The organism is Sedimenticola hydrogenitrophicus (assembly GCF_025175675.1).
Classification (GTDB): Bacteria; Pseudomonadota; Gammaproteobacteria; order Chromatiales; family Chromatiaceae; genus Sedimenticola; species Sedimenticola hydrogenitrophicus.
In genome coordinates, this window is sequence record NZ_JANIOA010000013.1 from 1 (window position 1) to 15,465 (window position 15,465).

Genomic DNA, 15,465 nt, shown 5'->3' on the forward strand with positions numbered 1-15,465 from the left:
CGAGTTTGGGCAGGCGCTGAAAAAGGGGCCGGATTCGAGGAAGCAAGCCATCACGTGAGGCCAGCAAGGCAGGCCAATCGCACCCTGAATAGTTGCCATTAGAGTTCGTAATTAATCCTATTATGATAATTCGTTTTAATAATACATGATGGCGGCGTATAAGATAGTTTTAGGACCTGGAAAGAAATCACTGTTACGGATTGCGCCGGCCACAGGTTTTATTGAAGAGGCCGTTTGCCTTCAAGGCACGGCAAGGCGCGCATAGTCGTTCTATGTAAGTCTTGCCGTAACGCCGAAGGCGGACGAAAAGACCAACAAGATGTGATAGTTATTTGTTGACAGGTCCTTAACTCCAACGAATGGACTCAGGCCCGCCCATGCTCACCCACTCCGTCAGTCTCTATTTCGCGGCCGTCTTCATCTGGGGCTCCACCTGGTATGCCATCAAGTTCCAGCTCGGTAGCGTGCCTCCCGAACTGTCGGTCGCCTACCGCTTCGCCCTGGCGGCGCTGATCCTGTTTGCCTGGTGTTGGCTGCGCGGCCTGCCGCTACGCTTCGAACGGCGCGAGCATCTGTGGATGGCGCTGCAGGGGCTGATGCTGTTCTGTCTCAACTACCTGATCTTCTACTGGGCCACCGCCGAGCTCACCAGCGGTCTGATCGCGGTGATCTTCTCCACCATCGTGTTGATGAACATCGTCAACAGCGCGCTGTTTTTCCGCAAGCCGATGGATACCTCGATGGTGATCGGTGCCCTGGTCGGCCTGCTCGGCATCACCTTGGTGTTCTGGCCCGAGGTGGCCAGTCTGCAGCAGAACGGCGGCGCCCTGAAGGGCTTGCTGCTGAGCCTGCTGGGGACCTTTATCGCCTCGCTGGGCAACATGCTCTCGGCCAGGAACCAGCAGCGGCGGCTGCCGGTGATCCAGAGCAACGCCTTCGGCATGACCTATGGTGCGCTGATCCTGTTCCTCTACGCCCTGGTGCAGGGGGTGGAGCTGGTTTACGAGCCGTCGCTTCCCTATAACCTGTCGCTGCTCTATCTGGCCCTGTTCGGTTCGGTGCTCGCCTTCGGCAGCTACCTCACCCTGCTGGGCCGCATCGGCCCGGAGAAGGCGGCCTATGCCACCGTGCTGTTTCCCCTGGTGGCGCTGGGCATCTCGACCCTGTTCGAGAACTATCACTGGAGCCTGATGGCCGGCGCCGGAGTGGCGCTGGTGGTGCTGGGCAATGTGCTGATCATCATGCCCAGGCGGCTGCTGCGGCGCTGGATCAGGCGGCCGGGGCTGCAGGAAGAGAACCCGTAGCGCTGATGCGTCGCACCGCACAGGGGGCGGCAGTTTTAGTCGCCGGAAAGTGGTGGGTGATGGCGTGGGGAACTGTCGGTTACTGATCCAGGGAGTCGAAATACTCCTGCACCTCCTCGTCGTCCAGGTCATCCAGGTTGTCCAGATCGATATAGCCATAATCGAACTCGTCCTGTTCGAAGCAGGCCTCGGAAAAGCCGTGGGCGAGGGTCTCATTCATGGTTTCATCTCCCGTGCTGATGGCATCGGGTTCAGGTTAATGAATGAATGGGTCAGCTTGATGACAGCAGGGGAGAGGTCAGAAACCCCGTTGGGGTTCGCAGGCTCACCCCAACCTACGCGACTAAAGCAGCTGTTTCGGAACACGGGGGTAGTCATAGGGCGCCCCATGGGCGCCGTCGGCGGGCACGGCCCGCCCTATGGTTCTCGAGCATCGCCGGCATAGCCTTGTTGGGGTTCGTTCCTCACCCCAACCTACGAGTTACATCAATGACGGCAAGCTTAGTAGAGTGGGCACGCTTTTTGTGCCCACCCTTCTACGCGACTCAGGTCCGTAAACGGTACATTGCATCCTCGGCTCCGTTATCGGTACATCCCTGTACCACTCCTCACCCATGCTCACGGGGTGATTGGCCTGTCTTGTTGGTCGATCTTGATGGCGCCTCGAATCCGGCCCCTTTTTCAGATTCAAGCCTGCCCTTGTTTGAGCGAAGCGAGTTTGGGCAGGCGCTGAAAATGGGGCCGGATTCGAGGATACAAGCCATCACGTGAGGCCGGCAAGGCAGGCCAACCGCTTACAGGCCAGGTGAGTAGTTACGAGAACATTAAAGCAGGTCGGCGTCGTGCCAGGTGACCACCTGGGGAACGCTGTCGGGATTGCGCGGCCGGTCCGTGTCACGGGTCGGGGCCGGTTCCACCAGTCCGGCGGCTTGGGCGTCGGCGTGGTAGGAGGAGCGCACGAAGGGGCCGCTCGCCACGTGGGAGAAGCCGAGTGCCTCGCCGTAGCGTTTCAACTGATCAAACTCGGCCGGGGTGACATAGCGGCTCACCGGCAGATGGTGGGGGCTGGGTTGCAGGTACTGACCCAGGGTGAGCAGTTCGCAGCCGTGGCTACGCAGATCCTGCATCACCTGGCTGATCTCCATCACGGTCTCCCCCAGTCCCAGCATCAGGCCCGATTTTGTCGCTACCTCGGGGTTTTCCCGCTTGAATTTCTGCAGCAGATCGAGCGACCACTGGTAATCGGCACCGGGCCGTACCGATTTGTACAGCCTCGGCACCGTCTCCAGATTGTGGTTCAGCACATCTGGGGGCGTTTCGCCAAGGATATTCAACGCCGGTTCCATGCGGCCGCGGAAGTCGGGTACCAGGATCTCCACCTTGATGCCCGGATTGGCCTCGCGCACCGCCCGGATGCAGGCGGCGTAGTGGCCGGCGCCGCCATCCGCCAGATCGTCCCGGTCCACCGAGGTGATCACCACGTAGCGCAGGCCCATCTTTTTCACCGCTGCGGCCAGCCGCGCCGGTTCCCCCTGGTCAAGGGCCAGCGGCCGGCCGTGAGCCACGTCGCAGAAGGGACAGCGGCGGGTGCAGATGTCCCCCATGATCATGAAGGTGGCGGTGCCGTGATGGAAGCACTCCGCCAGGTTGGGGCAGGCCGCCTCCTGGCAGACCGTGTGCAGCCCGGTCTCCGCCACCAGCGCCTCGACCCGGCGCCGCTGCGCCGGGTCGGGGAGCTTGATGCGCAGCCACTCCGGCTTCGGCAACGGGGTGGCGGCGGGCACCACCTTGATCGGGATACGCGACACCTTGTCGGCATCGCGCAGCTTCTCGCCCGCCACCACCTGGCGTTTTACCCTGGAGTCTGTCATTTGGCTGGCCTGTCTGGTTACTTTTTGCGTTTCGGAATGAACAGGTCGGTAATGCTGCCCTCGAACGCCTCGGCCGCCATCGCCACCGTCTCCGACAGGGTCGGGTGCGGGTGTACGGTAAGACCGATATCGGAGGCGTCACAACCCATCTCGATGGCCAGACAGACCTCGGCGATCAGATCGCCGGCGTTGGGGCCGACGATGCCGGCACCGATCACCTGGCCGCTCTCCTCGTCGAAGATCATCTTGGTCAGCCCCTCATCCCGTCCCAGGGAGAGGGAGCGGCCGCTGGCGGCCCAGGGGAAGGCCCCCTTGCCGAACTTGATCCCCTCTGCCTTGGCCTCCGCCTCGGTCTTGCCGACCCAGGCGATCTCCGGATCGGTGTAGGCGACCGACGGGATCACCCAGGCGTCGAAGAAGGTGCTGAGTCCGGCGCACACCTCGGCCGCCACCTTGCCTTCGTGCACCGCCTTGTGCGCCAGCATCGGCTGGCCCACCACGTCGCCGATGGCGAAGATGTGCGGCACGTTGCTGCGCTGCTGCTTGTCGACGTGGATGAAACCGTGGTCATCCACCGCCACCCCGGCGTTTTGGGCGTCGATCTTGTGGCCGTTGGGCGAGCGGCCGACGGCGACCAGGATGGCGTCATAGAGCTGCGGCTCGGGGGCCTTGGCACCCTCGAAGGTGACCCGCAGTCCCTCGTCCAGGGCTTCCACTTTGCTGACCCGGGTCTGGGTGAGGATCGCCTCGTACTGCTTCTCCAATTTCTTGTGCAGCGGCTTGACAATATCCTTGTCGGCCCCGGTGATCAGGCCATCGAGCATCTCCACCACGCTGATCCGGCTACCCAGGGCGTGATAGACCGTGGCCATCTCCAGGCCGATGATGCCGCCGCCGATCACCAGCATGCGCTTGGGGATCTGTTTCAGCATCAGCGCGCCGGTGGAGTCGATAATGCGCTCGTCATCCGGCAGGAACGGCAGCTTCACCGGTGCCGAACCCGCGGCAATGATGCACTGGGTGAAGCCGACGGTGGTGGTCTGGCCCTCGGCGTCGGTGACCTCGATATTGCTCTGGTCGATGAACTTGCCGTAGCCGTTGACCACCTGCACCTTGCGCTGTTTGGCCAGCCCCATCAGGCCGCCGGTGAGGCGGGTGACGATGCCGTTCTTCCAGTCGCGCAGGGCGTCCAGGTCCACCTCCGGCTCAATGAATTTGAGGCCGTGGTTGCGGAAATCGCGGGCCTCCTCCAGCACCTTGGCGGCGTGCAGCAGCGCCTTGGAGGGGATGCAGCCCACGTTGAGACAGACGCCGCCGAGGCTGCTGTGGCGCTCGATCAGGATCACCTTCTTGCCCAGATCGGCGGCGCGGAAAGCGGCGGTATAGCCGCCGGGGCCGGCACCCAGCACCACCACGTCGGCCTGGATGTCGGCGTTACCGATATAGGTGGTCGGCTCCTGGCTGGCCGCCACCTTGGGGGCGGCCGGGGCCGGGCCGGTTCCGGCCGACGAAGCCTTGGCGCCGGCCCCGCCGGGACTGGCCACCTCCAGGGTGAGCACGAGATCGCCCTGGGAGACCTGTTCACCCACCTTGACATGCACCGAGTGCACGGTACCGCTGCTCGGGGAGGGCAGTTCCATGGAGGCCTTGTCGCTCTCCAGGGTGAGCATCGGGGTGTCCATACTGATCTTGTCGCCGGGCATCACCAGCACCTCGATCACGTCCACATCCTGGAAGTCGCCGATGTCGGGTACATAGACGTCCTGCAGCACGGTCTTGCCGGCATCGCCCGGTGCCGCGCCATGGTTGGCGTTTTTCTGCAGCAGCGGTTGCGGCTCCTGCACCGCCACCTTGGGTTCCACCGCCTTGTCCAGGCTGAGGATCAGGCTGCCGGTCGATACCGTGTCGCCCAGCTTGACGAAGAGTTCCTGCACCGTGCCGGAGAACGGCGACGGGATCTCCATGGAGGCCTTGTCGCTCTCCAGGGTGATCAGCGGGTCGTCGATATTGACGGCATCACCCACCGACACCAGGATCTCGATAATCTCCACATCTTCGAACTCCCCGATGTCGGGGACATGAATCTGTTCAATGTTGCTCATGATCTTAATTCCGTTTGTTGTGGTGTTGGGAGGTCAGAGCAGCAGCCGCCGCACGTCGTTCATCAGCATGCCGAGGTGACGCACGAAGTGCGCGGCCTGGGCGCCGTCGATGACCCGATGGTCGTAGGAGAGCGACATCGGCTGCATCAGCCGGGGGATGAACTCGCTACCGTTCCACACCGGTTTCATCTGCGAGCGGGTGAGGCCGAGAATAGCCACCTCCGGCGCATTCACGATCGGGGTAAAGGCGGTACCGCCGATGCCCCCGAGGCTGGAGATGGTGAAGGTGGCGCCCTGCATGTCGCCCGGTTTCAGCTTCTTGTCCCGCGCCTTGGCGCTCATCTCCATCAGCTCGGCGGAGATCTCGAAGATGCTCTTGCGGTCCACGTCGCGGATCACCGGCACCACCAGGCCGTTGGGGGTGTCCACGGCGACACCGATGTTGATGTACTTCTTCAGGATCAGGTTTTCGCCGCTGCCGTCCAGGGAGGAGTTGAAGGTGGGGTAGGCCTTCAGGGTGGCGGCGCAGGCCTTCATGAAGAAGCTCAGCAGGGTGACCCGCACCCCCTGTTTTTCGGTTTCGGCCTTGAGCGATTTGCGGAACGCCTCGACCTCGCTGATATCGGTCTCGTCGTGGTGGGTGACGTGGGGCACGTTGAGCCAGGACCGGCTCAGGTTGATGCCGGTGAGGCGCTTGATCTTGCTCAGCGGCTGGAACTCCACCTCACCGAACTTGGAAAAGTCCTGTTCCGGGATGGGCGGGATGCCGGCGCCGGTCCTGGCAGGGGCGGTCGCGATGGCCTGCGGCTCATCGAACTGACCGCTGGCCAGGGCCTGCAGTACCCGCTGTCCCGCATTGGAGAGATCCTCCCGGGTGATGCGGCCCTTGCGGCCGGTGCCCTGCAGGGTGTTCAGGTCGATGCCCTTTTCGCGGGCGATACGCCGTACCGCGGGGCTGGCGTGGGTGCGCTCGAATGAGACCTCACGGAGGTCGGCGGCCGGCTCGGTGACCGGTGCGGCACGGCTGGGGGCCGCGGCGGCAATCGGGGCGGCGACCGGGGTGGCAACCGGCTCAGGGGCCGGCGCCGGTGCGGCTGCCGCGGTGGGTTCAGCGGCCGCGGCGGCCCCTTCAACCTCCAGCAGCAGGATCAGGCTGCCCTCGGAGACCTTGTCGCCCAGCGCCACCTTGATCTCTTTCACCACGCCGACATCGGCCGAGGGGATCTCCATCGAGGCCTTGTCGCTCTCCAGGGTGATCAGCGGATCATCCACGGCAATGCGGTCGCCGGGGGCGACCAGGATCTCGATCAGTTCAACGTCGCTGAAGTCGCCGATGTCCGGCACACGAATTTCTTTAATAGTCACGTCTGTTTCTCCTTGTTCTGGGCGCGGCTTAAACGCTTACCGGATTGGGCTTGTCGGCATCGATGCCGTACTGCTCAATCGCCTGGCTGACCAGTTTGACCGGGATGGTGCCTGCGTCGGCCAGCGCCTTGAGGGCGGTGATGGCGACATAGTGGCGATCCACCTCGAAATGGCGGCGCAATCCCTCGCGGCTGTCGGAGCGGCCGAAGCCGTCGGTGCCCAGGGTGTGGTAAGCGGCCGGGACGAAGGGCCGGATCTGCTCGGCAAAGTTCTTCATGTAGTCGCTGGCGGCGATCACCGGACCCTCGCGATCCTTCAGGCACGCCTCCACGTGGCTGACCCGAGGAGCCTGCTGCGGATGCAGCCGGTTCCAGCGCTCCACGTCCTGGCCGTCACGGCACAGCTCGTTGAAGCTGGTGGCGCTCCAGATATCGGCGGCGATGTTGAAGTCGTTCTTCAGCAGCTCGGCGCCGGCGATCACCTCGTTGAGAATGGTGCCGCAACCCAGCAATTGGACGCGGGGGTTCTTCTTCTTGCCCTTCTTCTCCACCTCGCTGCTCTGCAGGTGGTAAAGGCCCTTGAGAATGCCCTCCTCGGCGCCTTCCGGCATGTCGGGGTGGCTGTAGTTCTCGTTCATGGTGGTCAGGTAGTAGAAGACATTCTCCTGCTCCTGGAACATGCGCCGCATGCCCTCGTGCACGATCACCGCCACCTCGTAGTGGTAGGTGGGGTCGTAAGAGATGCAGTTGGGGATGAAGCTGGCAAACAGCTGGCTGTGGCCGTCCTGGTGCTGCAGACCTTCGCCGTTCAGGGTGGTACGGCCGGCGGTGCCGCCGATCAGGAAGCCGCGTGCCTGCAGGTCGCCGGCGGCCCAGGCCAGGTCGCCGATACGCTGGAAGCCGAACATGGAGTAGTAGATATAGAACGGCATCATGGTGACGCCGTGGCTGCTGTAGGCACTGGCGGCGGCGATCCAGGAGGACATGGCGCCGGCCTCGTTGATGCCTTCCTGCAGCAGCTGGCCCTGCTTGTCCTCGCGGTAGGGCATGATGTCGCCGGAATCCATGGGCGTGTAGAGCTGGCCTTCGGGGGCGTAGATGCCCATCTGGCGGAACATGCCCTCCATGCCGAAGGTGCGTGCCTCATCCGGCACGATCGGCACCAGGCGCGGGCCGATCTCCTTGTTGCGGGAGATGGCGACCATGGCCCGCACCAGCGCCATGGTGGTGGACATGGTGCGCTGACCGGTGCCCTTCAGCAGCAGGTCGAACATGGAGAGCGGCGGGATGGTCAGGATATCGCCCTGGGTGCGCCGCGCCGGCAGGTAACCGCCCAGTTGCCGGCGCTGGCCATGCAGGTACTGCATCTCCGCGCTGTCGTCGGCCGGCTTCAGGAAGTTGGCCTGCAGCACATCCTCCTCGGAGATGTCGAGCTCCAGACGGGCGCGGAATTTTTTCAGCTGGTCGTTGCCCAGTTTCTTCTGCTGGTGGGAGATGTTCTGGCCCTCGCCGGCCTCGCCCATGCCATAGCCCTTGACCGTCTTGGCCAGGATCAGGGTCGGCTGGCCGACGGTGTTGACCGCCTCGGAGTAGGCGGCGAACACCTTTTGCGGATCGTGACCGCCACGGATCAGATCGTGATAGATCTGATCATCGGTCATGTGCTCCACCATCTTCTTCAGTTCGGGGTACTTGCCGAAGAAGTATTCACGCACATAGGCGCCGTCCTTCGCCTTGAAGCTCTGGTACTCGCCGTCCACGCACTCTTCCATGCGCTTGCGCAGCAGGCCGTTGTGGTCCTGCGCCAGCAGCTTGTCCCAGGAGGCGCCCCAGATCACCTTGATCACGTTCCAGCCGGTGCCGCGGAAATTGCCTTCCAGCTCCTGGATGATCTTGCCGTTGCCGCGTACCGGGCCGTCCAGGCGCTGCAGGTTGCAGTTGATGACGAAGATCAGGTTGTCCAGCTTTTCGCGCACCGCCAGGGCGATGGCGCCCTGCGCCTCCGGCTCGTCGGTCTCGCCGTCGCCCAGGAACACCCATACCTTGCGGTTGGATTTGGGGATCAGACCGCGGTTCTCCAGGTACTTCATGAAACGCGCCTGGTAGATCGCCATGATCGGCCCCAGGCCCATGGAGACCGTGGGGAACTGCCAGAAGTTCTTCATCAGCCAGGGATGGGGGTAGGAGGGGAGGCCCTTGCCGCCGGTCTCCATACGGAAGTTGTCCAGCTGTTCCTCGCTGATACGCCCCTCCAGGAAGGCGCGGGCGTAGATGCCCGGTGCCGCATGGCCCTGGAAATAGATTAGGTCGCCGCCGTGCACGTCGCTGGCGGCGCGCCAAAAGTGGTTGAAGCCGGTCTCGTAGAGCACCGCCGAGGACTGGAAGCTGGCGATGTGCCCGCCGGGAGCGGCCGGCTTGCGGTTGGCCCGCACCACCATGGCCATGGCGTTCCAGCGGACGATGTCGCGCAGTCGGGCCTCGACGGCCGGGTCGCCGGGGAGCTTCGGCTCGCGGCTGACCGGAATAGAGTTCAGATAAGGGGTGCGGGAGCAGTCCGGCGGCTCGACCCCGGCCGCCGTGGCCTTGTCGATGGTGCGCTTGATCAGGAATTTCGCACGCTCCGTGCCCTCCCGCTCCAGCACCACATCGATCGCTTCCATCCACTCCAGGGTCTCCTGGGGATCCACATCCCGGTACTCGCTCGAACGATTGATCATGGCTTCTCTTCCTCTACTGGTCAGTGCTTGTTGGAATTATTAGTATGCGTTGTTAGTAATATCAATGGTCCGACCATTAAAAGGTAAGTTATTTTATATGTCAAATAATTTTATTGTAGATAGAACAATCATTTAGGAAGTTACTGGAGCAATGGAATTTATTATTTATAAAACAAATATTTATTATTGATTTATTATCGGTGACATTTATTGTTAAAACAATGGTCAGACAAATAATTGGTCGTATATAATGCGAATAATCCTGACTTATGTCTGTCGGGAGGTGGTTAAGGCCCTCGACTCCAGGAGTCGGTCGGGCCCTTAGGGCTCGCGCAAGAATAATTTCTCAGTACCGACGACGTCACTGGGCCACGCTGGCAAGGCACGCTTTGCAGGCAATGGCCGTTCCCTTGCCAAAAAGCGTAACGCCGCCAGCGGGGTCCAGAGGCGACCGAATACCGAAACTTATTTTGCGCGAGCCCTTAACACTGATCTACTGGAGAAGTGCCATGCTGTTGCAACCCATCAAACCCGCCCGGGTCTCGGACTCGATCGTCGAGCAGTTGAAGACCCAGATTATCAAGGGGGCGTTAAAACCCGGTGACAAGCTGCCGGCGGAACGGGAACTGGTGGACCAGCTCAAGGTGTCCCGCCCCTCGGTGCGCGAGGCGCTGCTGAAGCTGGAGGCCCAGGGCCTGATCTACAGCCGCCAGGGGGAGGGGACCTTCGTCCTGGACGCCCTCGGCACCACCATCACCAACCCGCTGGCCAATCTGCTGAAAGACAACCCGGAGGCACTCTCCGATGTGATGGAGTGCCGGCACGGACTGGAGGAACTGGCGGCCAGTTACGCGGCCGCGCGGGCCACCGAGCGGGACCGGTCGGTCATCCGCGAGCGCTTTCAGGCGCTGCAGGCGGCCCATGAGTTGCGGGATCTGGAACTGGAGGCACAGGCGGATGCGACCTTCCACATGGCCATCGCCGACGCCTCCCACAATGTGGCGCTGATCCATCTGACCCAGAGCCTGTTCGACCTGCTGGGCGACATGGTGCTGCACCACTGGGAGAAGATCTACACCATGGAGGAGAGCTATCAGGCGATCCATGCCCAGCATGGGGAGATCTACCAGGCGATCTGTTCCGGCGACTCCACCCAGGCGCGGCATGCCGCCCACGAACATCTGGCCTATATCGGAAAATGCCTGCGTGGCGCCGGCTGACGCTTTATCCTTAACTCATCATCGAACCCGGGAAAAGTCTTGTAGTCTTGCCTGGTTAGCCATCAGACTCCTGGGATCGGATACCGTTTATAACGTCGCGAGGAGTGGTGCAAGGACGCACCGTTTACGGACCTAAGGATGGAATGGACGCAGATAACAGCTCGCTCCTTCAGTAGGTTGGGGTGAGCGGAGCGAACCCCAACAGACGGTGGATCTGTCTAACGCCATTCGTTGGGGTTCGCAAGCTCACCCCAACCTACGGCCTGGCCATCAATTCCACCTGTGCATTGCATCCTCGGCTCCGTTATCGGTACATGGCATCCTCGGCTCCGTAAACGGTACATCCCTGTACCACTCCTCCTGTACCACTCCTCTTGCACCGCTCCTCGCGGCTCAACAGGGTTTTTCAGCCTCCAGTTCGGCGATCAGTTGTTGCAGTAGTTTCAGCGCCGCCGGGTAGTCGAATGCCCGCAACTGCTGCACCAGCAGGCTGATCGTTTCCGGGTGAGTGGCGTTGTCGATCTCCCGCTCGATCAGATCGACCGTGCCGCTTTCGACCAGATCGTACTGACCCAGTCGCTCCTGCAGCCGCAGTATCAGCGGCAGCAGATCGATGGTGGTGTGATCGATCGTCGCACCGTTTTGCGGGCTGCGCTCCTCTGCCAGCTGTTCGGAGAGGATGCTGATACGCTTGATCACCCGATCCAGTTCGTTCTCCAGCGCTTGGTAATTGGTGGCGAGCTGATCGGTTTCGCCGCTCGCCAGGGCGGATTCCATGGTGACGCAGCGATGGTACAGCCCCAGGGTCGCCATGTTGCCGGCGGCACCCTTGAGTCGATGCAGGGCCTGGGCCAGGCATTGCCAATCCTGCGACTCCAGGCAGTGCCTGATCTGCAGCAGGTCGGACTGGAAGCTCTCCTCCGCCTGCAGCAATAGACGCAGTACCCGGTTCTCATCTCCCTCGAAGCGTTTCAGCAACAGCGCCAGATCGACGCACTGCAGCGCCTGCGGCTGCGCTGGCCTGCTTTGCTGCGGTATCGCCACTTCCTGGTCGCCGCCGGTCAGCCGCGGGGTCTGGCGCAATACCCGGATCAGCTCATCGCGGTCGATCGGCTTGGCCAGGTAGAAATCCATGCCGGCGGCCAGGCACTGTTCGCGGTCGCCGGTCATGGCATTGGCGGTCATGGCGATCACCGGTATTGTTTTCAGCAGAGGGTGATTGCGTATGCGGCGGGTGGTTTCGAAGCCGTCCATGATCGGCATGTGGATGTCCATCATCACGGCATCGAATGCCTCTGCACCCTGATCCTCCAGCAGGCTCAGGGTCTCGCGTCCATTGTTCGCCACGGTAACCGAGATATGCAGCTGATCCAGCAGTTCAATGACCACCTGCTGATTGAGCAGCGTATCTTCGGCCAGGAGGATATGCATGCCGGTCAGCACTTCGATTTCACCCCGCTGCCAGCCGGCGTGTTTTGCCCGGGCAGGAGGCTGGTCCGGGTTGAACAGTCCCAGCAAGGCGCTCTCCAGCCGGTCCTGAGTCAACGGTTTTTGTACCGCGGCAACGGTAGCTTCCGTGTGTTCGTCTTCATAATGGTACAGCAGCAGCGTTTGGATTCCCCGGTCTGCCGCACCCTTGTACAAACCTTCTGTCAGGCTGACATGGTTTGGCCCGACAGCCGATGTGTCGACCAGAAGTGCATCGGGGGTGTCGGGCAGGAGGGCGTCGCCCAGGGCGTCCTCAAACGCCTCGATACGGTTGAAGTGATGGGTCCGGCAGTGGAAGCTTTTGAGATACCTGAGCACGGTGTCGGTGATGACCGGATCGTTGCAGATCAGGACGATGCTTTTGTTCTTCAGTTCGCTGTGGCCGCTCTCAGGGCTGATGTCGGGCGGCTCCAGGCGACCGAAGCAGGCGCTGAAGCTGAAGCGGCTGCCTCCCTCCGGTCGCGTGGCGACCGTAATCTCTCCACCCATCTTTTTCACCAGTCGCTGACAGATGCTGAGACCCAGTCCGCTGCCGCCGTAACGGCGCGTGGTGGAGGCGTCCGCCTGGGTAAAAGGGTGGAACAGCCGCTCGATCTGGTCCGGGGCTATCCCCGGCCCGGTATCTTCGACGGCGAACGCCAGTGTCAGGCGCTCCGGGTCCCGCTCCTGCACCCCGACACGCAACAGCACCTGTCCTTCCCGGGTAAACTTCACGGCATTGTTTATCAGGTTGGTCAGCACCTGTTTCAGGCGCAGGCTGTCACCGATGATCTGGTCATCGATGTCGAGTGAGATGTCATACACCAGTTTCAGCCGCTTCTGCGCCACGGCCGGAATCATCAGGTCGGCAATCTCTTCGAGTACCTGATTCAGGTTGAACGGGCTGGCTTCGAATTGCAGCTCACCGGCTTCGATTTTTGAAAAGTCGAGAATGTCGTTGATGATCATCAGCAGCGAGTTGGCCGCCGCACTGATGGTGTTGAGATAGAGTTGCTGCTTCTGGGTGAGGGGGGTCGACTGCAGCAACTGGCACATACCGAGCACGCCATTCATCGGTGTGCGTATCTCATGCGACATATTGGCGAGGAATTCACTCTTGGCCTGATTGGCCGCCTCCGCCAGCTCTTTTGAGTGACGCAGCGCAAGGGTCTGCTGATCGACACGCTGTTCCAGATTGGAAACCAGGTCGTTCAATGTTCCGGCCATACTGTTGACGCCATCCTGGATCTCACCCAGCTCATCATGGACAGGGGCCGGGATACGGGTATCGAGGTGACCCTGCTCGATCAGCTTGAGCGCCTCCAGTGTCCGGTCGATGCGTTTATAAAATCGTTGGTAGAAGATGATTGAAAGCAGGGCTACGCCAACCAGGGGTGTCAGCGTCAATAACAGGGCAAGCACGGCAAATAGATCGCGCTGGGCGAACATTTCCGATTCGCTGATGCTCAGGATGACGATCCAGCCCCATTCCGAACGCTCGAACACCGCGAACATGGACTCGCCGTGCGCTCGGAAGCTGAAGTTCCCGGTCTGTCGATCCGGCGCGATCTTGCCGATCAGGCCGACGTCGGGCAGGGCGTCTCCGTTGGGGCGTGATTTCAGCAGCGGATGGCCGGTCCGGTCCAGGATGATCAGGCCGCCGGTGTCGCCGAAACGGTACTGCTGCAGTTCGGCAATCAGTTTGTTGCCCTCCAGCTTCAGATACTCGTCCTGGGAGATGATGCCGGCGCGCTTGAAGCCGCGGGCGCTCTCCCGGATGGCGGTATCGATATTCCCTACTTCCCGGGTGAAGCTGTGTTCATACAGATTGAATATAATCCGGTTGATGATCCAGAAGCCGCCGGTGGCCAGCGGCAGCATCAACATGACGACCATGCCAAGGATGAACAGGATGAATTTCAGTCTGATATTCATGCGCTAAACGGACTCCGGCTGATTTGCATGAACGGATGCGGGTTGGCATGCCCTTGCCAATGTGCGAGCGGTTAGCTATCTGTATATCCGATCATTCGCCTCACGACTGTGACGGGGGTCATGCACCGGCCGGATCCAGGTCATAGTCGGTTTCACCATTGAATACCTTTCCCATGACGCAGTTTCTGCCGGCGCTCTTTGCCGCATAGAGCATCTTGTCGGCCAGCTGTACCAGAGTTCGTGGCGTGCTGCGTGAGTTGGGCGTGGTGGTGGTTACTCCCAGGCTGACGCTGATATAGGGGTGGTTGGTGCTGCTGTAGGCGTGCGGAATCAACAGTTTCGCCACCTGGGCGCGCATCTCCTCGGCCAGATTCAGTCCGACACTGTGATCCGTTTCCGGCAGTACCGCGATGAACTCCTCGCCGCCATAGCGAAAGACGCTGTCGGCGGGCCGCTTCAGCGGTATCGGCAGTGCCCGGGCGACCCGGCTCAGGCAACGGTCTCCCGCCAGATGACCGTAATGATCATTGAACTGTTTGAAGTGATCGATATCGAGCAGGATGATCGATAGCGGTTCCTGGGAGCGACGACAGCGCGCCCACTCGCGTTTCAGTATCTGTTCAAAGCGGCGGCGATTCGGCAGGTTGGTCAAGGCGTCGATCATGGCCAGTTTTTCCAGCAGATCGCTGTTATGTTTCAGTTGGATATGGTTCCTCACCCGCGCCCGGACAATCGGTGTGCGAAAGGGCTTGGTGATGTAATCGACGGCACCCAGCGTGAGTCCGCGGGTCTCGTCCTCCATTTCATTTTTGGTGGTGATAAAGATGATGGGGATTTTGCGCGTCGCATCGTCCGCCTTGAGTCGGCGGCAGACTTCATACCCGTCCATATCGGGCATGACGATATCCAGCAGGATCAGATCCGGTAACTGATTGCGGGCCGCTTCGATGCCGGGTCCGCCGCTGTTGGCCACTTTTATGTTGTATTCCGATTTGAGTACCTGGGCGAGGTGTTCAATATTGATTGGACTGTCGTCGATAATCAGAACCGTTTTATCCCTATGTACTTCTGTCATCATAGTGGGCTGCAACCTGTGCATGAAATTGATTGATCTCCCCTATCCTCCCTCCACATAGGATAGTAAAAATATGTGACAGAGGGAGTGGTCGGGCGAAATAGGAAATAATTTATCCGTGAATGGCACTAGGTTAAGGCAGGAGTCCATTTTTTTGTCATTCCGGCGCAGGCCGGAGGAGTGGTGCAGGGATGCACCGTTTACGGACCTGAGGATGGAATCCATAAATTCACCGCGGATGCGGGTTCTGGATCCCGGCATGCGCCGGGATGACGGGGGCTCTGGGCTTAACTTAGCACCATTCATTTATCCGTCAACCGGTCTGTTTGTGTGGGGCGGTTCGTGACGGGGTTGCCGTGCCGCGTGGATGGCCGCCGGATGGGTCATCGACGGGTAAACCGACACGGCCT

The 15,465-nt window shown here is 61.2% G+C and carries 7 protein-coding genes and 2 pseudogenes; 2 read left to right on the forward strand and 7 right to left on the reverse strand.

The features are described from left to right. Positions 1-377 precede the first annotated feature (377 nt). Positions 378-1,304 carry a DMT family transporter gene (locus NPX02_RS08850; RefSeq protein ID WP_260293164.1) on the forward strand — a complete coding sequence of 309 codons (927 nt, stop codon included), beginning with the start codon at positions 378-380 and terminating at the stop codon, positions 1,302-1,304. A 79-nt stretch (positions 1,305-1,383) separates the two neighbouring features. Here the strand turns inward: NPX02_RS08850 and NPX02_RS08855 are convergent, their stop codons facing one another. The 5 genes and pseudogenes from NPX02_RS08855 to aceE form a co-directional block, all read right to left on the reverse strand. After that, positions 1,384-1,524 (reverse strand): hypothetical protein, encoded by a 141-nt coding sequence (locus NPX02_RS08855; RefSeq protein WP_260293165.1) that lies wholly within the window; start codon positions 1,522-1,524, stop codon positions 1,384-1,386. A 697-nt stretch (positions 1,525-2,221) separates the two neighbouring features. Continuing rightward, a pseudogene (lipA, locus tag NPX02_RS08860) lies at positions 2,222-3,175 on the reverse strand (lipoyl synthase); the annotation flags it as partial. 17 nt (positions 3,176-3,192) lie between these two features. Beyond that, on the reverse strand, positions 3,193-5,277 hold the full coding sequence (gene lpdA / locus NPX02_RS08865; RefSeq protein WP_260293167.1) for a dihydrolipoyl dehydrogenase: 2,085 nt from the start codon (positions 5,275-5,277) through the stop codon (positions 3,193-3,195). Positions 5,278-5,310: 33 nt separating this feature from the next. Continuing rightward, positions 5,311-6,651 (reverse strand): annotated as a pseudogene (gene aceF / locus NPX02_RS08870) (dihydrolipoyllysine-residue acetyltransferase); the annotation flags it as partial. Positions 6,652-6,670: 19 nt separating this feature from the next. Continuing rightward, a complete protein-coding gene (aceE, locus tag NPX02_RS08875; protein WP_260293169.1) occupies positions 6,671-9,358 on the reverse strand; it encodes a pyruvate dehydrogenase (acetyl-transferring), homodimeric type in 2,688 nt (895 codons plus the stop codon). A 509-nt stretch (positions 9,359-9,867) separates the two neighbouring features. Between aceE and NPX02_RS08880 the strand changes: the two genes are divergently transcribed. Next, positions 9,868-10,578, forward strand: coding sequence for a GntR family transcriptional regulator (locus tag NPX02_RS08880; RefSeq protein WP_260293170.1), 711 nt, complete (start codon positions 9,868-9,870; stop codon positions 10,576-10,578). Positions 10,579-10,971: 393 nt separating this feature from the next. Here NPX02_RS08880 and NPX02_RS08885 read toward each other — a convergent pair whose 3' ends face one another. Further along, a complete protein-coding gene (locus NPX02_RS08885) occupies positions 10,972-13,980 on the reverse strand; it encodes an ATP-binding protein (RefSeq protein ID WP_260293172.1) in 3,009 nt (1,002 codons plus the stop codon). Between the two features lie 118 nt (positions 13,981-14,098). Beyond that, positions 14,099-15,055, reverse strand: a complete 957-nt coding sequence (locus NPX02_RS08890; RefSeq protein WP_260293173.1) for a diguanylate cyclase — start codon at positions 15,053-15,055, stop codon at positions 14,099-14,101. Between the last annotated feature and the right edge of the window lie 410 nt (positions 15,056-15,465).